The following is a 20,382-nucleotide window of genomic DNA, read 5'->3' on the forward strand; positions in this document are numbered from 1 at the left end:
AAGGGACGGAAATGGATAACGAACTCTTCGAAAAGGCGCCGATTCCGGAGGCGTATTTCTCGCTGGCGATGCCCGTGGTGCTCAGCATGCTGGTCACCTTGGTGTACAACATGGTCGACACCTATTTCATCGCGCATACGGGAAACACCGATATGGTGGCGGGCGTCTCCCTCACCGCGCCAGTGTTCACCGTGATGATCGCCCTCGGCGACATCTTCGGCCTCGGCGGCAGTTCGGTCATCTCGCGCTTGTTCGGCCAACACCGGTTCGCCGACGGCAAGCGACTCAGCGCGTTCTGCTTCTATGCCGCCATCGCCACCGGCCTGCTGATTCTGGTGCTGGGCCTGGCGTTCCGCGACCCGATGCTCGCGCTGCTCGGCGCCACTGACGACACTTGGCAGTATGCCTCCGACTTCTACACGCTGATCATCGTCGGCTCGCCGTTCATCATCGTGTCGATGACGCCGTCCAACCTGCTGCGCACCGAAGGCCACGCCGTGCAGTCCATGATCGGTTCGGTGGCCGGCACGGCGGTCAACATCGTGCTCAATCCCCTGTTCATCCACGGATTCGGCTGGGGTGCTGCGGGTTCGGCCGGTGCCACCGTGATCGCCAACATCTGCACCGACGCCTATTTCGTCTGGTTCACGCTGCGTCACAGCAGCAACCTGTCCATCGACCCGCGGACCGTCATCGACCGCGCGCGCCGGCGTCTGGCGGTCACGGCCCGGGAGGTCGGGAGCATCCTCGCCATCGGCATCCCCTCGGCGATCACGAACCTCACGCAGAGCGTCGGCATCGTCATGATCAACCTGTTCCTGCTCCCCTACGGTACCGACGCGGTAGCCGCGATGGGCATCGCGCTGAAAGTCATCATGATCGCGGTGCTGGTTTTCGTGGGATTCGCGTTCGGCGCGCAGCCGCTGATCGGCTACAACTACGGCGCCCGCAATATGCCTCGACTGCGCGGCATTCTGCGTTTTTCCTACCTGTTCCTGTCCCTGTTCGCCCTGGTGATGACCGTGGTGCTCAGCCTGTCCGACCGTCTACTGATGGGATTCTTCATCGAGGACGCCACCATCATCACGCTGGGCGCCGGCATGCTGCGGGTTCAGCTGCTGAGCCTGGTGTGCGTAGCCGTCGTGATGGTCACGACCTGCACCTTCCAGTCCGCAGGCAAGGCGGTCGGCGCCTTTGTGCTGTCGATCAGCAGGCAGGGTGTGATGCTGGCGATTACCCTGTTCGTCGGCTCCCGGCTGGCCGGCTATCAGGGTGTAATCGCCGCGCAGGCCATCGCCGATCTGCTGACCGCGATTGTGGCGGTCATCCTGTTCGTCGTGATGTTGCCTGAGCTGCGCAGTCGGAAAGCTCGCTGATAGAGCAACACGAGGTTTAGCAGACACGCATTCGGAGAGCCAATACGCTGCGTAATATTGCGCGCGATATTGCGCAATGGGAGGCGGTGCCGTTTTGTTGGACTCATCGTTGATTCCATCACCACCAATCATGTCACAAGACCGAGCTCGCGTCGACGATCCATGATACCAGTTCCACGATGCCGGTGTCGCTATCTTTGCGATACACGGCGGTCAGTTCGCCGCAGCTCACGGTTTCCAGTGTGGCGCGCACGTCTTCCTTTCCGGTACTCGCTCCCGCTGCGGGAGCTGTCTCGCATAGCGAGACTGAGGGTGGTTCTCAGCGCTGCCCCCCAGTCGGGCGAAGCCCGCCAGCCCCCGCCAGCGGGAGCCTGCTCACAGTTGTAGGGTTCGTACGATTTGTTCGGTGGTGCGGGTCACGTTGGCGGCCGCATCGGCCAACAGCTCACTAAGGCTGGCGGCTCCGGGCGCGATGCCGAATACCGCGTCGATGCCGACCTCATGCAGCTCATCGATGCCGGTGCCAATATGCCCGGCTACTGCGATGACCGGCTTGCCGTGGCGCTTGGCGGTTTCGGCCACGCCGGCCGGCGTCTTGCCGAACTTGGTCTGGAAGTCGATGGAGCCTTCGCCGGTGAACACCACGTCAGCCCATTGCGCGGCCGCATCGAGTCCGGATTGTTCGATGACGATGGCGATGCCCGGGCGGAATTCGGCGTTTAGGAAGCCCTTCAGCGCTGCACCGATGCCACCGGCCGCGCCGGCACCCGGCACGTCGTTCACGGCAACGCCGAGCTGGCTGTCGATTACCTGCGCAAAATGCGCGAGGGCGGCGTCCAATGTGGCGACATCATCTTTGGACGCACCTTTCTGCGGGCCGAACACGGCGCTGGCGCCGGTGGGGCCGGTCAGCGGGTTGGTCACGTCGCAGGCGGCGGTGATGGCGACGTTCTTGAGAGCCGGGTCCATCGTGCTGATATCGATGGTGGTCAGATTGGCGAGGGCCGCTCCCCCGTGTGCCAAGTCGTTACCGTTCTTGTCCAGAAGACGAACGCCGAGGGCCTGCAGAAGTCCGGCACCGGCGTCGTTGGTGGCGCTGCCGCCGAGCCCGACGATGATGCGCTTGGCTCCGGAACGGACGGCGGCGAGCATGAGTTCGCCGGTGCCGTAGGAGGAGGCGATCAACGGGTTGCGTTCTTTGGCTTCAAGCAGTGCCAGTCCGCTGGCTTCGGCTGTCTCGACCACGGCGGTCGTGCCGTCGGCGAGCAGACCGAAGTGGCCTTCGACAGGCCGGCCGAGCGGGTCGTGGACCGGCACGGCGCGCATCGATCCGCCGGTGGCGTCGACAAGCGCGCGTGCGGTGCCTTCACCGCCGTCGGCCATGGGAAGGCAACGGACCTCGGCATCGTGGTCGGCATTCTCAATCCCCTGAGCCATCGCCCGGGCCGCCTCCATGGCGGTCAGGCTCTCTTTGAAGGAGTCAGGGGCGCATAAGTATCGCGTCATGCTTCGAGCATACCGCACGACACGACGAAACGGTAAACGTTTTCCGTAATTCGCTTGATTATTTTTTTGTTCAGAATTCAGGCTTTCCAATCCACAATGCTACTATTGCAAGCAAAAATGCGATATCGTTTCGGTAAACGTTTAGACACGTTTTCCGTTTCAGGGAAGAAAAGGATCGATTCGATCGTGGCTGTACAGAACGATAAGGCGCAATCGCCAGCGACATTGATGGATGTCGCCAAAGAAGCCCAAGTCTCCATCGCCACCGCATCCCGCGTGCTCAACGGCAGCACCCGCAAGGTACGCAACCAATCGTATGTCAAGGTGATGGAAGCAGCCACCAAGCTCAACTATCGTCCCAACGCCTATGCTCAGGCAGTGGCCAAAGGCACCGCACCGAACATCGTGCTGCTGGTCTCCGATATCTCCGATCCCTACTTCGCATCCGTATCGCAAGGCGTGGTCAAGGCGGCGGCCGAACGCGGCATTTCCGTGACCATCGGCGTGGCAGCCACCCCGCACGAAGAGTTGGAGGCGGTGCGTAAGTCCGTATCCACCAGGCCGCGCGGCATCATCATCTCCGAAAGTGAATACACCGACGCGCCGGAACGCCAGGCGTTGCAGACGGAACTCACCCAGTACGAAGCATCCGGCGGACGTGCCGTGTTCGTGCTCAACCGCAACCTGCCCTTCCCGGCCGTGGACGTGGCGAACGATGTCGGCGCGCGCGCCATCGCAAAGCTGATCGTCGATTCCGGGTATACGCGCCCTGCGATTCTCAAGGGCGATGACGCACATCGCTCCTCCAAAGAACGACTGGCCGGCGTGATGGAAGTGTTGGACGAGGCAGGCATCACCGTGGATCCGAAAGCCGTGGCGAATGGTAAGTTCAGCCGTACCGACGGCTATGCGGCCGTCATGCAAATGGCCCGATCCGGACTGCTGAAGCCGGGCGAAGGCGCACTGTACGACGGCAAAGGCATCGATTCAATCATCGCGCTCAACGACGTGATGGCCATCGGTGCGATGACCGCGTTGCGCGCCAACGGCATCGAGCCGGGTCGGGAAATCGGCGTCACCGGTTTCGGCGACATCCCCTACTCCGCCGACGTGTTTCCGCCACTGACCACCGTGCATCTGCCGCTGGCCGAAATGGGCCAGGCCGCCGTGGACAGCATCCTGTCCAACCGCGATGACGGGGAGGCCACCGGCGGCACTGCCAACCGCCTGATCTACGTGCAAAGCGCCCCGGACGTAGTCCTACGCGGTTCCCTCCCCCGCCGGTAAAACAAAAATAGCTCCCTCTGACGGTGTAACCACAACTAGCGAACAGGTAATGGCGACTGCCGCGCACCATACCACCGACTCATACACCGACGAAATCGAAGAACTGTTCGATTACCGAGTCATTGAGCAACCGGCCACGACGAGTGGGCACCACTCGATGATTATCGGATACGGTAATCAGGCCTTCGCTGACCATTGGGGCGAGTTGGTCAAGGGAAACATTACGGAGAGTCTGGGGCGTGCTGCTCATACCCGCATCGTTGATGGCGCGGTTGATGCGGTCGAGGTCAAGGCCCTCGTGCAGGCGCAGCCCGAGCATGATGAGCTCTTCGAGGTTTTCCTCGGGAGTGATCGTCTCGCTATCGGCCCACGGCACACGGTTCTCGTTGATGGCCGTGCCCCACAAACGCGGGTGCGCGATGTCCCAGCTGCGCAGACCGTGTGAGACAGAAACCACCCCCAGTCCGGCATCCGCCGGACAACCCCCGCCAGCGGGGGCATGAATTTCTTGGGAGTTGTTCCCATGCGCGTTGATCATACCTAGTTCGGCGTTGGCCTGTCCATCAGCTGAGGCAGAGGCAATGGCTTCGGACTTGCCCCCGCCAGCGGGGGCTGTCAGCGAAGCTGACTGGGGGTGGTCAGCCTCGGTCACCGCGTTGTAGTGGGAGTGGGCACCTGGCCCTAGACCGGCCCAATCGACGTTGCGCCAGTAGCCGAGGTTGTGCTGGCTTTCGTATCCGGGGCGAGCCCAGTTGGAGACCTCATACCATTCGAGGCCGGCGGCGGCGAACAGGTCGTCAGCGATCTCGTATTTAGCTGCCTCGTCATCGTCATTGGGCTTGGGCAGAGTGCCGGCCGCGATTTGACGGCCCATTTTCGTGGTGGGTTCCACGGTCAATGCGTAGGCGGAGATGTGGTTTACGCCAAGATCGATGGCGGTCGTGACCGAGGTGCGCCAATCGTCCAGGCTCTCCCCCGGTGCACCGTAAATCAGATCCACGCTGGAGCGCAGGCCGGCCTTATTGGCGGCATTAACGCCTGCGGCCACGTTGGCCGGCGTATGCGTGCGGTCGAGGGTTTTGAGCACATGTGGTACGGCGGACTGCATACCGAAGGAAACACGGGTGAAGCCGCCGGCAGCGAGCTCATTGATGTAATACTCGTTGACCGTGTCCGGGTTGGCTTCGGTGGTGATTTCGGCGTCGGGCGCGATGCCCCAGATCTTGCGGATGGCATCGAGCATGGCGACCAGATCGCGGGCGGCGAGAATTGTGGGGGTGCCGCCGCCGAAGAACACGGTGGAGACCGGTGGCTCCGCGATGCCGTGATCGAGCTGCCACTGCTTGGTCAATTTCATTTCCCGAATGACCATATTGGCATAGTTGCCGCGCGAGGCCCCCGCACCAAGATCCGTAGCCGTGTAGGTGTTGAAGTCGCAGTAACCGCAGCGCCGCAAGCAGAACGGGACGTGGATGTAGACCTCGAACACTAGCCCTCGGTCTTCTGAGCGGCACGAATCTTGTCTTTGGTGTCGCGGTCGTTGGAGTCCTCGCCGGTGGACAGGGCTGCGATGAACGCCTCCTGCGGCACCTCCACATGGCCGAGCATCTTCATGCGCTTCTTGCCAGCCTTCTGCTTTTCGAGCAACTTGCGCTTACGGGTGATGTCGCCGCCGTAGCACTTGGCGAGCACGTCCTTGCGTAACGCACGAATGTTCTCACGTGCGATGATGCGCGAACCAATCGCAGCCTGAATCGGAATCTCAAACTGTTGGCGAGGAATCAGACTACGCAGTTTCTTGGTCATCATCACACCGTACGAATACGCCTTATCGCGGTGAACGATGGCACTGAACGCATCGACCTTCTCGCCCTGAATAAGGATGTCCACCTTGACCAAATCGGCGGACTGCTCGCCATCCTCATGGTAATCAAGGGAAGCGTAGCCCTTGGTGCGGGACTTGAGCTGGTCGAAGAAGTCGAACACGATTTCCGCCAGCGGAATGCGGTAGTGCATCTCGACACGATCGGTGGAGATGTACTCCATCGTGCCCATAATGCCACGGTGGTCCTGGCACAGATCCATCACCGCACCGATGAATTCCTTGGGCGTGATGATGTCGGCGGCAACCATCGGCTCGACAATCTTCTTGATTTTGCCGTCCGGGAATTCGCTCGGGTTGGTCACATGATGCTGGCTGCCGTCCTCGGCGGTCACGTCGTAGGTGACGTTCGGGGCGGTCTGGATCAGGTCGAGGCCGAACTCGCGGGAGAGTCGCTCGTTGACGATTTCCATGTGCAGCAGACCCAGGAAGCCGCAGCGGAAGCCGAAGCCTAGGGCCACGGAGGTTTCCGGCGTGTAGATCAGGGCGGCGTCGTTGAGCTTGAGCTTGTCGAGTGCATCACGCAGTTCGGGGAACTGGGCGTTGTCGATCGGGAACAAACCGGCGTAGACCATCGGCTTCGGGTCGCGATAGCCGGGCAACGGCTCGGCGGCCGGGCGGACGGCCGAAGTCAGGGTGTCGCCCACCTTGGACTGACTCACATCTTTCGCACCGGTGATGATGTAGCCGACCTCGCCGGCACCGAGCGCCTTGGTGCGGGTCATATCGGGGCTGATCACGCCGATTTCAATGGGATCGTGGGTCATGCCAATGCCCATCATGTGGACCTTTTCGCGGTCATGCAGTTCGCCGTCCTCCATACGGATGTAGGTGACGATGCCGCGGTAGGAGTCGTAGACGGAATCGAAGATCAGCGCGCGGGCGGGGGCCTCGGGGTCGCCGTGCGGGGCGGGCACGTCCATGACGATCTGGTCGAGCAGGTCGGCCACGCCTTCGCCGGTTTTGCCGGAGACGCGCAGCACGTCGCTCGGCTCGCAGCCGATCAGACCTGCGATCTCCTCGGCGTGCTTGTCCGGCTCGGCGGACGGCAGGTCGATTTTGTTGAGCACGGGGATGATGGCCAGATCATGGTCGATGGCCATATACAGATTGGACAGGGTCTGCGCCTCGATGCCCTGGGTGGCGTCGACGAGCAGCACCGCGCCTTCGCAGGCGGCCAGTGCGCGGGACACCTCATAGGTGAAGTCCACGTGGCCGGGGGTGTCGATCATACCGAGCGTGTATTCGGTGCCGTCAAAGGTCCACGGCACGCGCACGGCCTGGGATTTGATGGTGATGCCACGCTCCTGCTCGATATCCATACGGTCGAGGAAGCGATCGCGCATCTCTCGCTCTGGCACAATGCCGCTCAACTGCAGGATGCGGTCGGCCACGGTCGACTTGCCGTGGTCGATGTGTGCGATGATACAGAAGTTGCGAATCACCGACTGATCCGTGGAACCCGGCTGATTGTGTTGGACGACCAACGCATTCCTCCTCTTGGCATATACTCAAACTTCACCTAGTGTAGCCGAGGGACTGTATTCGGCGTGGCATTGCGCGGGTTTTTCCGGGGCTCATGCTATCCTCTAACTTTTGTATGTCCTTATAACACACATCGTTTGGAGTAAACGTGGCAAACATTAAGTCGCAGAAGAAGCGCGTGCTCACCAATGAGAAGGCGCACCTTCGCAACGTGGCTGTGAAGTCCGGCCTGAAGACCGCCATCCGCGCCACCCGCGAAGCCATCGCCGCCGGTGACAAGGCTGCCGCCGAGGCCGCCTACAAGGTTGCCGCCCAGAAGCTCGACAAGGCTGCTGGCGCTGGCGTGATCCACAAGAACCAGGCCGCCAACCGCAAGTCCGGCCTCGCTGTTGCGATCAACGCTCTGTGAGCATAAGCCTCTTAAGGTTTTAGAAAGTCCCGCAAGTCATCTGGCTTGCGGGACTTTTTGTATCTCCGTTCAAAGAGGTACATTGGCGGTCTTGCGAAATGACATCTCCGTTCAGAGAGGTACCGAATACGGGAAAAACCAACTATAAACGCCATCATTGCAACACTTATACTCAGCGTTTCGTGCTTCAGGTACCTCTTTGAAAGCAGTTAGCATTCTGCAGAAGGCCAGATGTACCTCTTTGAAGACAGTTAGCCCTGAGGCGGCCTTGAACCATCCTGAGGCTTGTCTTCTTCGTCCTTGGTGGTATCGCCGGGATCGACGGTATCGGCGTGCGGATGGATGACCGGGCGCTTGAGATATCGGCTTTCGCTGGGCAGGTAGACGCGATGACGTTCGACGGCTCCGGGCAGAGTGACGTTGAAGCCTACCGAGAGCAGTCGCAGCGCCACCACGATGATGACGATCAGCACGTCGAGCAGCATTTCCGAGCGCATGTCGAACCAGCCGTAGCTTACGCCGCGCCATACCAGCACGGTCAGGATGCAGCCGATGAACGAAGGCACAGCATAGAGGTGTTTGTCTCGAATAATCATTGGCACGTCGCCAATGAAGATGTCACGAATGAGGCCGCCGGCCAGTGCTGTGAACATGCCAAGGAATACGGCTGTCATGCCTGAGGAACCGTAGGCCAGAGCTTTTGCGGTGCCGCTGACTGCGAATAGTCCGAGGCCCAGAGCATCGATGACAGTCATCGTCCATTTGAGTTTGGTGATCTCCGGATGGGCCACCACCACGATAATGCCGGAAAACAGCGTGGTGAGCACATAGCCTTTGTCGGTGATGCCGACCGGCGGCAGGGCACCGAGCATCACGTCGCGCACAAGACCGCCGCCGAGTGCGGTAAGCCATCCGCACAGCATGATGGTGAAGATGTCGTAGCCCTTGCGAATGGCGGCAAGTCCGCCCGATAATCCCCAACACAGGATTGCTAAATACTCGATGACCACAAAAACGATGTTGTTCTCCAACGCCACCTGCATGAGCCACTCCCCTCTGGTACCGCTTCGGTTCGTCTCAGTCCGTCTTCGTTCTGTTCCCGTTCATCCTTATTCGGCGCTACAGCCCGTCGTACCCGAGCCTACAACAGGCCTTGCCTGAGTAGTATGGCCGGGGAGGAAGGGGCCACTAAGACGTGAATAGGATGGCAATGACGCCAGCTTGCCGGTAGTCGTTGGCAACTCAGCACCTCTAAGTTTTACGATCCGTGATCAAAAAACATGTATGGACTTAATCGTTGTTGATTTCTGATTCAATCAAGGCGACTTTTTCTTCGACATCACGCAAGCGATTGCGCAGTGCGGACTCGATATCGATGCCGTCAACGCGGGCCTTGCGCACGACGGCGAGGATTTCATCGGCGTAGGCATCGGCCTTCTCCCGTTCAGCGGAATTGTCGCCGCTTGATTCGGATTGGTTCGCCGCTTGAGGATGTACATCATCTCGCTGAGCATCAGCCGCAGCCGACTCATCAAACGCCGCGAACAATCTATCAGCATTCGGCGATTTGGAGATACGAGAAACGACTTTGGCCGCGCGAGGCAACGCACCTTGAACGCGGGAAATGCCCTCAAGCACGGATTTACGATGCTTTTCCTGCTGTTTCATCTTTTCCCATAGAGCCAGCACAGCTTCCGGGGATTCGGGTTGGGCAGCTTCTCCCCCGTTGTTACTGTCAGCATCAAAAGCATCAGAAGAATCAGAGGAATTGCCGGCATCATCAGCCGCAAACACATGCGGATGCCGAGTGATGAGCTTGTTCACCAACCGATCGGCGACCTCATCAATACCGAACGGGTCCTCAGTATCCGATTCGCAGACCCGCGCCTGAAACACGGATTGCAGCAACACATCACCCAGTTCCTCGCGCATGTTGTCACGGTCGTGAGTCTCCACCGCGTCGACGTATTCGTAGGTTTCCTCGAGCAGATTCTTGAGCAGCGACTTGTTCGTCTGCTTGCCGTCCCACGGGCAGCCGCCCGGCGAATACAGCACATCCACCACGGCCTTGACCCGGTCCAGCGCCGTCGCTGCCTCAGCCACCGGCTTCAATTTCGAGCAGTGTTCGAAGCCTGACGGCAAACGGTAGGCTGAAGCATGGTATTCCGTCATGTCACTCATCTTGCTCATAGGTTTGCTCCTGTTCTCATCTGGATGAACCATAACCACCCCCCGCAACGTGCAGAAGACCTAGATCATATTATTTGTTGCGGAATGTTGCTAAATCCATCTGTATCTCTCTAGCCAAGAACATTTCCAATACGCCAAGACCCCTTGGAATTGTTGCTGTTCCAAGGGGTCTTAGTCAGAAACAAAAGGTGCTAGTTCAGCACACCTTCCACATCCAGTTGTGCGGGTCCTCGACTTCGCCGAGCTGGATGCCGAGCAGCTCGTCGCGCAGTTCGCAGGTGAGCTTGCCGGAGCCACCGTCGGCGACGGTGACATCGAACTTCTCGGACTTGAAGCGACCGATCGGGGTGATGATGGCGGCGGTACCGCAAGCGAACACCTCGGTGACCTCGCCGGACTTAATGTCCTCGAGCAGCTGGTCGAGGGCGATCATGGTCTCGACCACATCGTGGCCCTTGTCCTGAAGCAGCTGAATCAGGGAGCGACGGGTCACGCCCGGCAAAATGTTGCCGGTCAGGGACGGGGTCTCCACGTGGCCATCCTTGTGCACGGCCATCATGTTCATGCCGCCAAGCTCTTCAAGGTAGGTCTTGGTGGCGGCGTCCACAAAGCAGACCTGCTCGCAGCCGTTCTCGATACCTTTGTACTCGCCGAGCAGGGAGGCAGCGTAGTTGCCACCGCACTTGGCGAAACCAGTGCCGCCGGGGCCGGTGCGGAACCACTTGTCTTCAACCCAGATGCTCACCGGCTTGACGCCGCCCGGGAAGTACGGGCCGGACGGAGAGGCGATCACGCAGTAGTCGACTTCCTGCGGAGCGCGCACGCCGAGGAACGGCTCGGAGGCGAACATGAACGGACGCATGTACAGCGTGTACTCACGGCGTGACGGCACCCAGTTGGCGTCGCGCTTGACCAGCGCGGCCACGGAACCGAGGAAGTCGTCAATCGGCAGCTCAGGCAGGTACAGACGCTTGGCGGAGTTCTGGAAACGCTCGGCGTTCGCATCCGGGCGGAACAGCCAGGTGGAGCCGTCGGCATGACGGTAAGCCTTGAGGCCCTCGAAGCACTCCTGTGCGTAGTGCAGCACGGAAGCACCCGGATCCATCTTGAGCGGCGCGTACGGTTCGACGCGGCGGTCGGACCAGCCTTCGCCCTTGGTCCAGGTCATGTGGGTCATGTTGTCGGAGAACACCTGGCCGAAAGCCGGCTTGTCGATGAGGGACTGACGCTTCTCATCGGATGCGGGGTTGTCGTTCGGCAGTACGGTGAACGGTTCGGCGAGCTTGTCGAGCGCTGCCGGATCGTGGTGCGTGTTTTCAGTCATTACTAGCTACTTCTTCTTGACTTTGGCGGCCCGAAAGCCACCATATGGGGTGTGTGCTGTGCGCTTGTGGCGCGAGCTCTGTTGCATACTTTTGCACACCCATGTGTTACTCGTGTGGCAGAGTTCACATGGTGAAAAACGAAGAAGCCCGCACCGTTCTCAACGGCTGCGGGCTTCCACGTTTCAGTTATGTTCTGAATTGTTCGCTATCGAAGAGATCGACTCACTTGGCGTCGGCAGCCGGAGCAGCAGCGTCGGCAGCCGGAGCAGCAGCTTCCGGAGCGGCGGTGGACTCAGAAGCATCTTCCGGCACCTCAACGGTGACGACGGACTCTTCCGGGTCCTCAACGTCGAGCTCAACGCCTTCAGGCAGAACAACGTCCTTAGCGAACACCTTGGTGCCATCGGTTAGGCCCTCGACGCTCACAACGATCTTCTCAGGCAGGTTGGCGACGTCAGCGCGAACCTTGAGCTCCTGAATGTCGACGAATGCCACAGCAGCGCCCTTCGGGGTGCCTTCAACGAAGACCGGCACCTCGACGTCGATCTTCTCGCCAGCCTTGACCTCAAGGAAGTCAACGTGCTCGATGATGCGCTTGACCGGGTTCTTCTGCACGTCCTTGACGACGGCCATCTTGGTGTTGCCGTCGAAGGCGATGGTGAACAGGGCGTTGGTGTGACGCAGGGCCAGGGTGGTCTCGCGCATCGGCAAGGTCACGAAGGCGGGCTCTTCGCCGCCGGCGTAGATGGTGGCCGGAATCTTGTTGGCAACGCGCAGACGACGAGCAACGCCCTTGCCGAACTCGGAACGGGCCTCGCCCTCAAGCTTAATGGTGGTAGCCATAATGGATACTCCTTGTAGTTTCGTTTCGTACTGTCTCGCTCAGACGCCACGACGCGCCGAGAGACACCCTACAAGGAGTGAAATACGCCGAGTCGATAACGGAAGCTGTGTCATGTGTCAGCACGCACACTTCCCTCGCCAAAGCAACAATTGTCAAGTATACGCCAACTCCGGACTTTGCGTGGTGATGCTTCAATGACACTGCATCCCGGCCGTCCCAGCCACGTCAACGTACGGTTTCCGCGAAATAATCCCTAACTTTGTGAAGAACGTACGCTTACCCGTTCTCAACGTACGGTTTCCGCGAAATCGTCCGCCATTTCGTGAAAATCGTACGCTCAGCGACACTCAGTGTACGGTCTTTCACGAAGTTGGGGATGATTTCGAAAATAACGTACGATGGTGAGTACCGTATCGGGAGGTTGATATGACTCGTTCGGACGACGTCATCAATGAGGATGGCCATGACGTCATCGCCACACACACTCGCGTTGTCAGGGGTATGGCTGCGGCACTTGCCGCGATAGCCGCCACAGGAGCCGGCGTCACAGCCGCGGCCGCCAACGTCATGTTCACGTTCGCGCTGGACACCAAAGCCAAACGTTCGATGTTCAACATGCCGCACGAGGAGACGCCGAAAGGCATCGAATTCGACATGTCCGAGCAGCTTGAGGCCGCCCGGTGGTTCGAGGAGGCCAAGCAATCGGTCACGCTGCGCAGCCATGATGGATTGAAACTCCACGGCTGGCTGTTGGACCCGGATTGTTCCGACCCACAGCCGCATCTATACGCGATCTGCTGCCATGGCTATGCCGGAGAGCCCGCGGAAATGGCCAAATGGGCGCATCGCTATGCGCAACTCGGTTTTACGGTCCTGCTACCCGCGCAGCGCGCCCATGAGTTGAGCGAAGGGCGTTACGTGGGTATGGGATTGCTGGAAAGCGACGATCTGTTGGGCTGGGTTTCGCTGATCACCGCAGCTGATCCGGATGCACGCATTCTGTTGCATGGCAATTCGATGGGCGCCGCCACGGTGATGATGGCGGCCGGCGATGCGCGACTCCCCCGCAATGTCATCGCCGCGATTTCCGATTGCGGATACAGTTCCGTGGTTTCGCAGTTTACGGATAATGCCGAGGAGATGTTCCGTTTGCCGCACTCGTTGGCCGCGCTGCTGGTCAAAGTGGCCAGTCATGTGTCTAAACGCAAGGCCGGATACCGGTTTGAGGACGCCTCCTGTGTGAAGGCATTACGGCACGCGACTATTCCGATGATGTTCATTCATGGTGGAGCGGATACTTTTGTCAATCCGAAGTATCTGGACATCAATTACAACGCCTGCGCCAGCATCGACCGCGAGAAGCTGCTGATTCCCGGCGCCGACCACACGATGAGCGCCAGCACCGATCCGGACCGCTATTGGCGTCGCGTTAACAGCTTTGTTAAGCGGGTGTTTGGGCTGTAGTAGATATAGAGCTCGGCTCCCCTCTGTGAGGGGAGCCGCCAGCGAAGCTGACTGAGGGGAGCACCCGTGTATGGGCTACTCCCCTCAGTCTCACTCCGTTCGACAGCTCCCCTCACAGAAGGGAGCCAAGAATGGTTACGCGAGCAATTCCTTGACGGCGGCGATGACGGACTGCAGACTCTTCTTCGCGTCACCGAACAGCATCTGGGTGTTGTCTTCGAAGTAGAGCTCGTTCTGGATGCCGGCGTAGCCCATACCGCGGCCGCGCTTCATGACCACGACGTTCTGGGACTTGTCGACGTCGAGAATCGGCATGCCGGAGACCGGGGTGCCGGGACGGCGAGCAGCCGGGTTGGTCACATCGTTGGCGCCGACGACCAGAGCCACGTTGGCCTGCGGGAACTGCGGGTTGATCTCATCGAGATCCACGAGCTCCTCGTAGGGCACGTTGGCCTCGGCCAGCAGCACGTTCATGTGGCCAGGCATACGGCCTGCGACCGGGTGGATGGCGTAGGAGACTTCCACGCCGTGGCCCTTGAGCAGTTCGCCGAGGTCGGCGAGCTCGCGCTGGGCCTGAGCCTGAGCCAGACCGAAGCCGGGCACGAAGATGACCTTCTGCGCGTAGACGAGCTGAACGGCCAGATCGTCCGGCGTGGTCTCCTTCATGGTTCCTTCCGGACCATCGCCAGCAGCGGCGGCGTCAGCACCACCGCCGAAGCCACCGGCCAAGACGGAGAGCAGCGGGCGGTTCATGGCCTGAGCCATGAGGATGGACAGGGTCACACCTGCGGAACCGACGAGTGCGCCGGCCACGATCAGGGCGACATTGTCAATCGCCAGACCGGACATAGCCACAGCCGTACCGGTGCATGCGTTGAGCACAGAGATGACGACGGGCATATCGGCGCCGCCGATCGGAATCACGAAGACCAAGCCGTAGCACAGGGCGAACACGGTGGTCAGAATCGACCACAGCAGACGCTGTTCGGGCTGGACGCACAGCATGACCAGCGAGGCGACGGACAGCACGGCGAACAGAATGTTCCATACGCCCTTGCCCGGCAGGTTCAGCTTCTTGACCCACTTGATACCCTGCAGCTTGCCGGCAGCGATGAGCGAGCCGGTGAAGGTCACAGAACCGATGAGAATACCGAGACCAGCGGTGATGAGCACCACGATGTCCGGGGTGCCTTCCTTGGTCAGGATGTCGTTCAGGGCCACGAGTGCGGCGGCGCCACCACCCACGGTATTGAACACGGAGACCAGCTGCGGCATATCGGTCATCTTCACCTTCTTGGCGGAGACGACACCGGCCACGGCACCGATCAGGATGCCGACGACCAGCACCACCACGGCGACAATGTTCACGAAGCCCTTGGCGAAGAGCACGATGAACGCCATGAGCACGGCCACGACCATGCCGAACGCGGAGATCTGGTTACCCTTGCGGGCGGTCTTCGGCGAATTCATGAAATGCAGACCGACCACAAACAGGACGGCAGAGAACAGGTAGACGAACCAAGCGACGATGTCGATGGCGCCAACGGTTGCGGAGGTCATTACTTCGACTCCCCCTTCTTCTCGTTCTTGCTGGACTTGAACATCTCAAGCATGCGGTCGGTGACCACGTAGCCACCAACGACGTTCATGGTGCCCAGCACAGCGGCCAGGAAGATGAACACGTAGGCCAGCGGGCTATTGGCTTCGGCTGCCACGATCACAACGCCGACGATGACGATGCCGTGGATGGAGTTCGCGCCGGACATAAGCGGCGTGTGCAGGGTGGCGGGCACCTTGCCGATGACCTCGATGCCGATGAGCAGCGCGAGGACGAACAGGGTAATGGAAACGACGAGAGTAGGCATGGTATTCCTTCTTCCTTACTTCTCGGACTTCTCGGCATCGGCAGCAGCTGCCGGGGCGGCGGCGCGGCCGGCAACCACCAGCGCGTCGTCGAGTTCTTCGGTGAGATCCTGGCCGAGCTTGCCGTCACGCACGAAGTGCACGAGGATGTCGGCCACATTGCGCGAAAGCAGGTTGGATGCGGTGGTGGCGACGCCGGAGGCCAGGTAGGGAGCGCCGATCAGCTTGACACCGCCCTCGGTGACCTGCTCACCAACGGCGGAGCCTTCGACGTTGCCGCCGAGGTCGGATGCTGCGCAGTCCACGATCACGGCACCACGCTTGAGACCCTTGACGCCGGCTGCGGTGAGCAGCACCGGGGGCTTACGGCCCGGGACCTTGGCGGTGGTGATGATGATGTCAAAGCCGGCGGCCTTTTCGTCGACGGCAGCCTGCTGCTGAGCCTGCTCTTCGGCGCTCAGCGCGCGGGCATAACCGCCCTCGCCCTGGCCCTTGGAGAAGTCAAGTCCCAGATCAAGGAACTTCGCGCCGAGGGACTCGACCTCGCCCTGGGAGGCGGGACGCACGTCGTACGCGGTGACGACCGCGCCAAGACGCTTCAGCGTACCGATGGCCTGCAGGCCGGCGATGCCGGCACCGAGCACCAGCGCCTTAGCCGGGCGAATCGTGCCGGCGGCGGTGGTCATCATCGGCAGGAAGGAACCGTAAGCATCGGCGGCGGTGATGGCTGCCTTGTAGCCCATCACGGAGTTCTGAGAGGTCATCTCATCCATGGACTGGGCGCTGGAAAGCTTACGGGGCAGCTTTTCGATGGCGATGCCCACCAGACCGGCCTTCTCGAGCGCGGCCACGTAATCGGCATCGGTGAAGGAACCGAGCATGCCAATGACCCACTGGCCGGCCTTGAGCTTGGCCACGGTCTCGGCGGACGGTCGGTCCACAAAACCGAGCGCGTCGGCTTCGGCGAGCACCTCGTCACGGCTGGTCACCTTCGCACCGGCCTTTTCGTAATCCTCATCGGTGTATTCGGCGGCAATGCCGGCACCGGCCTCAATAATCGAGGAGACTCCGCTCCTCTTCAGCCGGGTGACGATATCCGGCGTCAACGCGACGCGGGATTCCGTTTCGGACGTTTCATTCAAAACGCCGAACACCACGGTGGCTTCTGGGTTTTGCGCCATGAGAGCCCTTTCTTGTTCTACTTCAAAATGGACATGGTTATCCGCATAGAAAGTATAGTCGGAAGGTAAAGGCCATGACTTGAGATTCCGCCAATCGAAACAGAAACGAACCCGAAATTAGCGAGAAATACGAATGTGTCCATGTGCATTGCGGATGAATTGCTCGGAAGTCGTCCAACAATCACCCGGCATCGATTAGCAACCAACCGCTCAGTAATTATCGACAATCACCGTTTCGTAGCTCACGGTTACTCAACAATATCGGGACCTGTGCAATATTTTGCCACGCACTCCCCTAACCCGCCAGAATCCTACGGTTGCGTAAGGTGACGAGTTCGGTTTGGGCGATTACAATTTGAACTTTGAGAAGCGTTCGCCTCATGGCTGGACGACACTGAAAGGTTTACAGGAGCAAGACTTGTCGGTTATCAATTCCTTCACGCAGCACACTATCAATCTCACCCGTAAGGCGCTCAGGTTGGGATCCGACTTCGTCCACCCGGTCCACGACGACACCCCGGACGAGCCCGATTACCTGTCCAACGCCGACGTGCCGGTCGAGACCAATATCGCTTTGCCTCACAGCGACGATTGGGACGACGGCCACCTGACCGTCACCGACATCGACCCCGCCACCGGCCTGCTCACCACCTCCACCGAAGGCAATCCGCCGCTGGACGAAGGTACGTCCATCTACGACCTGTATGCGGACCGCGCCGAGCGTATGGGCGATGAGCCGCTGTACACCTACAAGTCCGGCAACGATTGGGTGACCGTCACCGCCAACGAGTTCCTGGCTGACGTGCGTGCCGTGGCCAAGGGCCTGATTCATTACGGCCTGAAGAAGGGCGATGCCGTGGCATTCATGTGCCGAACTTCCTACGACTGGGACCTGACCGACGCGGCGATCATGGCGTGCGGCGGCGTGCTCGCCACCATCTACGACACCGATTCCGCCGAGCAGATTCGCAATATCGTCAACAACTCCGATGCCCGACTGCTGATCGTGCAGGACACGGACATGCGTAAGAAGGCGGATGGGGCCGTCGAAGAGTGCCCGTCCCTGGAGCACATCATCACCATCGAGACCGGTGGCTTGGACGAGATCAAGGCCTACGGCACCACGGTCTCGGACGAGGAGCTGGACGAGCGCATCGATTCGGTCAAGAAGACCGACCTGTGCTCCATCGTGTACACCTCCGGTTCCACGGCCGCGCCGAAAGGCGTGGAGATGACCCACGAGCACTACTGCCAGACCGCGCTGAATCTGCCGGCCTACATGCCCGATCTGCTGCACGACAAGAGGAACACCATCCTGCTGTTCCTGCCGCAGGCCCATTCCTTCGCCCGCGCCATCAACTACATCGTCGTCTCCTCGAACGTCCGCATCTACATCGCCACCGGCATCAAGACGCTGATCAGCGATCTGCAGGTGGCCAAGCCCACTCTCATGATCGTGGTGCCGCGCGTGCTGGAGAAGGTGTACAACGCCGCGTCCCAGAAGGCCGGCCACGGCCCCAAGGGCGTGGTGTTCGCCTCCGCCGTGGTGGCTGCGCAGAACTATATGAAGGAAGTCTCCGCCAATGGCAAGGCGGGTGCACTGACCCGCACTCGCCGCGCTGCCTTCGATCCGATTGTCTACTCTTCGCTGCGCGAAGTGCTCGGCGGTCGCGCCAAGTGGATTGTGGCCGGCGGTGCCCCGCTTGACCCGGAACTGCTGGCCTTCTTCCGTGGCGCGGGTGTGCCTGTATACGAGGGCTATGGTCTGACCGAGACCACCGCACCGTGCGCGTTCAACCCGCTGGGTACGCCGTTCCACGCTGGTTCCGTGGGCATCGCATTCCCCGGATTCTCCCTGCGCATCGCCGAGGACGGCGAAATTCAGGTCAAGGGTCGTGCCGTGTTCCCGCGCTATCACAAGAACGACGAGGCCACTGAGCTGTCGTTCACCGAAGATGGCTGGTATGTCACCGGCGACTTGGGCCGTATCGACAACGATGGCTTCCTGTACATCACCGGTCGTAAGAAGGATCTGATTATCACTGCAGGTGGTAAGAACGTCTCCCCCGGCCCGATCGAGGAAGTCATTCAGCGTTGCGAGTTCGTCTCCCAGGCGCTGGTGCTGGGTGATAAGCGTCCGTTCATCTCCGCATTGGTGACGCTGGACGAGGAGTCGCTGCGCCCGTGGCTGGCCGCCAAGGGTCTGGACGAGAACATGCCGCTGGAGGATGCCGCCAAGAACGCCGCCGTGCGCGCCGAAGTGCAGAAGTGGGTCGATCAGGCCAACGAGGGCGTCTCCCGCGCCGAGTCCGTGCGCAAGTTCATCATCCTGCCCGAGGAGTTCACTCAGGAAAACGGCCTGATGACCGCTTCCATGAAGGTGATTCGTCCCAAGGTCATCAAGCGCTACTCCACCCTCCTCAACACCCAGATGTACACGAAGCGGAAGTAAACCGTATAGCAAAAGCTCCCTCTGACGAGGGAGCTTTTTTCGTCTATACGCCTTAGAAGCCCAGGCGCTCCAGCTGCTTGGGGTCGGACTGCCAGCCTTTGGCTACCTTGACGTGGAGGTCGAGCTTGGCTTTTTGGCCGACGATGCGGTTGACCGGGGTGCGCAGCTTCTTCTTGACGTAGGTGAGGTTCGAGGCGCCCTTGCCGATGATGATCGGCTTCTGGGAGTCACGCTCCACGTAAATGGACACGTTGACCTGCGCCTTGCCGTCATAGCCCTGACCGGTCTCGTTGTCTTCCGGATAGTCGATGGAATCAACCACCACGGCCAGCGAATGCGGCAGCTCGTCGTCCAGGGTCTCAAGGAACGCACCGCGCACGAGTTCGGCGATGGTGTCTTCCGGACGCTCCTCGCTGATCTGATCGTCCGGGTACATCTGCGGACCCTCGGGCGTGTGCTCAATGAGCACGTTCTTCACTTCAGCCAGATTGTCGTGCTTCAGAGCGCTCACCGGCACGATGTCCGAGAAATCGGCGAAATCGTTGATTTCGATGAGCTTGTTGATGAGTTGCTGACGGCCAAGCTCGTCGATCTTGGTGACGATGGCAATCAGCGGGATGCGCCACTTGAACGTACCGTCCTCACGCTTGGTGGCGAAGTCGGTACGCAGTCGGGAGAGAATACGCTTGTCGCCGGGGCCGATTTCCTGATCGGCGGGCAGCAGGAAGGCCACCACGTCCACATCGGCCAGAGATTCGTCGACCACGTCGTTCAGACGCTGGCCGAGCAACGTACGCGGACGGTGAATACCGGGCGTGTCCACGAGCACGAGCTGCGCGTGGTCGGCGGTCAGGATGCCGCGGATCGCCTTACGGGTGGTTTCCGGGCGAGAGGATGCGATGGCGATCTGCTTGCCGATCAACGCGTTGATCAACGTGGATTTGCCGACGTTCGGGCGGCCGACCACGGCCACGAATCCGGAGCGATACGGCACGTCCTGCTTGGTCACGTTCGCCGTTTCACCGGTCGCGTCGACTTCGGCAACGCCGGCAACATCGGAAGCATCGGTAACGTCAATGTCATCGACGTCGTTCGTGCTGTTGTTCTGATCGGTCATA

Annotated in this window: 16 protein-coding genes; 5 read left to right on the forward strand and 11 right to left on the reverse strand. The window is 60.4% G+C overall.

What is annotated here, in order from left to right; translation table 11 throughout:
• The first annotated feature begins 11 nt into the window (after nucleotides 1–11).
• The gene (locus AB5287_RS06980; protein ID WP_007052173.1) at nucleotides 12–1,376 is read left to right on the forward strand and encodes an MATE family efflux transporter; all 1,365 of its coding nucleotides are present in this window, start codon (nucleotides 12–14) and stop codon (nucleotides 1,374–1,376) included.
• 375 nt (nucleotides 1,377–1,751) lie between these two features.
• Here AB5287_RS06980 and AB5287_RS06985 read toward each other — a convergent pair whose 3' ends face one another.
• Nucleotides 1,752–2,882, reverse strand: a complete 1,131-nt coding sequence (locus AB5287_RS06985) for a glycerate kinase (RefSeq protein WP_081291469.1) — start codon at nucleotides 2,880–2,882, stop codon at nucleotides 1,752–1,754.
• A 186-nt stretch (nucleotides 2,883–3,068) separates the two neighbouring features.
• Between AB5287_RS06985 and AB5287_RS06990 the strand changes: the two genes are divergently transcribed.
• On the forward strand, nucleotides 3,069–4,169 hold the full coding sequence (locus AB5287_RS06990) for a LacI family DNA-binding transcriptional regulator (protein ID WP_015713551.1): 1,101 nt from the start codon (nucleotides 3,069–3,071) through the stop codon (nucleotides 4,167–4,169).
• A 79-nt stretch (nucleotides 4,170–4,248) separates the two neighbouring features.
• Here the strand turns inward: AB5287_RS06990 and hemW are convergent, their stop codons facing one another.
• Together hemW and lepA are read right to left on the reverse strand one after the other, a co-directional pair.
• Entirely contained in the window at nucleotides 4,249–5,658 is a 1,410-nt protein-coding gene (gene hemW / locus AB5287_RS06995) for a radical SAM family heme chaperone HemW (RefSeq protein ID WP_075662186.1), read from the reverse strand.
• Complete coding sequence (lepA, locus tag AB5287_RS07000) at nucleotides 5,658–7,538, reverse strand: translation elongation factor 4 (RefSeq protein WP_007055521.1); 1,881 nt, start codon at nucleotides 7,536–7,538, stop codon at nucleotides 5,658–5,660. The genes hemW and lepA overlap by 1 nt, the downstream gene beginning before the upstream one ends.
• Nucleotides 7,539–7,684: 146 nt before the next feature.
• On the opposite strand from lepA, the gene rpsT reads away from it, so the two are divergent.
• Nucleotides 7,685–7,945 (forward strand): 30S ribosomal protein S20, encoded by a 261-nt coding sequence (rpsT, locus tag AB5287_RS07005; RefSeq protein ID WP_007052167.1) that lies wholly within the window; start codon nucleotides 7,685–7,687, stop codon nucleotides 7,943–7,945.
• A 251-nt stretch (nucleotides 7,946–8,196) separates the two neighbouring features.
• Here the strand turns inward: rpsT and AB5287_RS07010 are convergent, their stop codons facing one another.
• From AB5287_RS07010 to AB5287_RS07025, 4 genes are all read right to left on the reverse strand, one after another.
• Complete coding sequence (locus AB5287_RS07010; RefSeq protein WP_007053361.1) at nucleotides 8,197–8,988, reverse strand: trimeric intracellular cation channel family protein; 792 nt, start codon at nucleotides 8,986–8,988, stop codon at nucleotides 8,197–8,199.
• A 247-nt stretch (nucleotides 8,989–9,235) separates the two neighbouring features.
• Nucleotides 9,236–10,135 carry a MazG nucleotide pyrophosphohydrolase domain-containing protein gene (locus tag AB5287_RS07015; RefSeq protein ID WP_032737653.1) on the reverse strand — a complete coding sequence of 300 codons (900 nt, stop codon included), beginning with the start codon at nucleotides 10,133–10,135 and terminating at the stop codon, nucleotides 9,236–9,238.
• A gap of 196 nt (nucleotides 10,136–10,331) precedes the next feature.
• Nucleotides 10,332–11,459, reverse strand: coding sequence for a branched-chain amino acid aminotransferase (locus AB5287_RS07020; RefSeq protein ID WP_368220976.1), 1,128 nt, complete (start codon nucleotides 11,457–11,459; stop codon nucleotides 10,332–10,334).
• Nucleotides 11,460–11,682: 223 nt separating this feature from the next.
• Nucleotides 11,683–12,303, reverse strand: coding sequence for a 50S ribosomal protein L25/general stress protein Ctc (locus AB5287_RS07025; RefSeq protein ID WP_007052163.1), 621 nt, complete (start codon nucleotides 12,301–12,303; stop codon nucleotides 11,683–11,685).
• Nucleotides 12,304–12,730: 427 nt separating this feature from the next.
• Here AB5287_RS07025 and AB5287_RS07030 point away from each other — a divergent pair, with 427 nt between their 5' ends.
• The gene (locus tag AB5287_RS07030) at nucleotides 12,731–13,768 is read left to right on the forward strand and encodes an alpha/beta hydrolase (RefSeq protein WP_007052162.1); all 1,038 of its coding nucleotides are present in this window, start codon (nucleotides 12,731–12,733) and stop codon (nucleotides 13,766–13,768) included.
• A 135-nt stretch (nucleotides 13,769–13,903) separates the two neighbouring features.
• Here AB5287_RS07030 and AB5287_RS07035 read toward each other — a convergent pair whose 3' ends face one another.
• The 3 genes from AB5287_RS07035 to AB5287_RS07045 are packed head-to-tail and all read right to left on the reverse strand — an operon-like array spanning nucleotide 13,904 to nucleotide 16,812.
• The gene (locus AB5287_RS07035) at nucleotides 13,904–15,328 is read right to left on the reverse strand and encodes an NAD(P)(+) transhydrogenase (Re/Si-specific) subunit beta (RefSeq protein ID WP_007053365.1); all 1,425 of its coding nucleotides are present in this window, start codon (nucleotides 15,326–15,328) and stop codon (nucleotides 13,904–13,906) included.
• Nucleotides 15,328–15,633 carry an NAD(P) transhydrogenase subunit alpha gene (locus tag AB5287_RS07040; RefSeq protein ID WP_007053366.1) on the reverse strand — a complete coding sequence of 102 codons (306 nt, stop codon included), beginning with the start codon at nucleotides 15,631–15,633 and terminating at the stop codon, nucleotides 15,328–15,330. The genes AB5287_RS07035 and AB5287_RS07040 overlap by 1 nt, the downstream gene beginning before the upstream one ends.
• A 15-nt stretch (nucleotides 15,634–15,648) precedes the next feature.
• Entirely contained in the window at nucleotides 15,649–16,812 is a 1,164-nt protein-coding gene (locus tag AB5287_RS07045) for an NAD(P) transhydrogenase subunit alpha (RefSeq protein WP_007057281.1), read from the reverse strand.
• Nucleotides 16,813–17,230: 418 nt separating this feature from the next.
• Between AB5287_RS07045 and AB5287_RS07050 the strand changes: the two genes are divergently transcribed.
• Nucleotides 17,231–19,264: a long-chain fatty acid--CoA ligase gene (locus AB5287_RS07050; protein ID WP_007057284.1), complete on the forward strand. Its 2,034-nt coding sequence runs from the start codon at nucleotides 17,231–17,233 to the stop codon at nucleotides 19,262–19,264.
• A gap of 52 nt (nucleotides 19,265–19,316) precedes the next feature.
• On the opposite strand, the gene era is transcribed toward AB5287_RS07050, so the two are convergent.
• Nucleotides 19,317–20,381, reverse strand: coding sequence for a GTPase Era (gene era, locus AB5287_RS07055; protein WP_007053368.1), 1,065 nt, complete (start codon nucleotides 20,379–20,381; stop codon nucleotides 19,317–19,319).
• Nucleotide 20,382 lies beyond the last annotated feature (1 nt).

It is taken from the genome of Bifidobacterium sp. RTP21102st3_E2_RTP21102_210122 (assembly GCF_040916945.1).
GTDB classification, from domain to species: domain Bacteria; phylum Actinomycetota; class Actinomycetes; order Actinomycetales; family Bifidobacteriaceae; genus Bifidobacterium; species Bifidobacterium longum.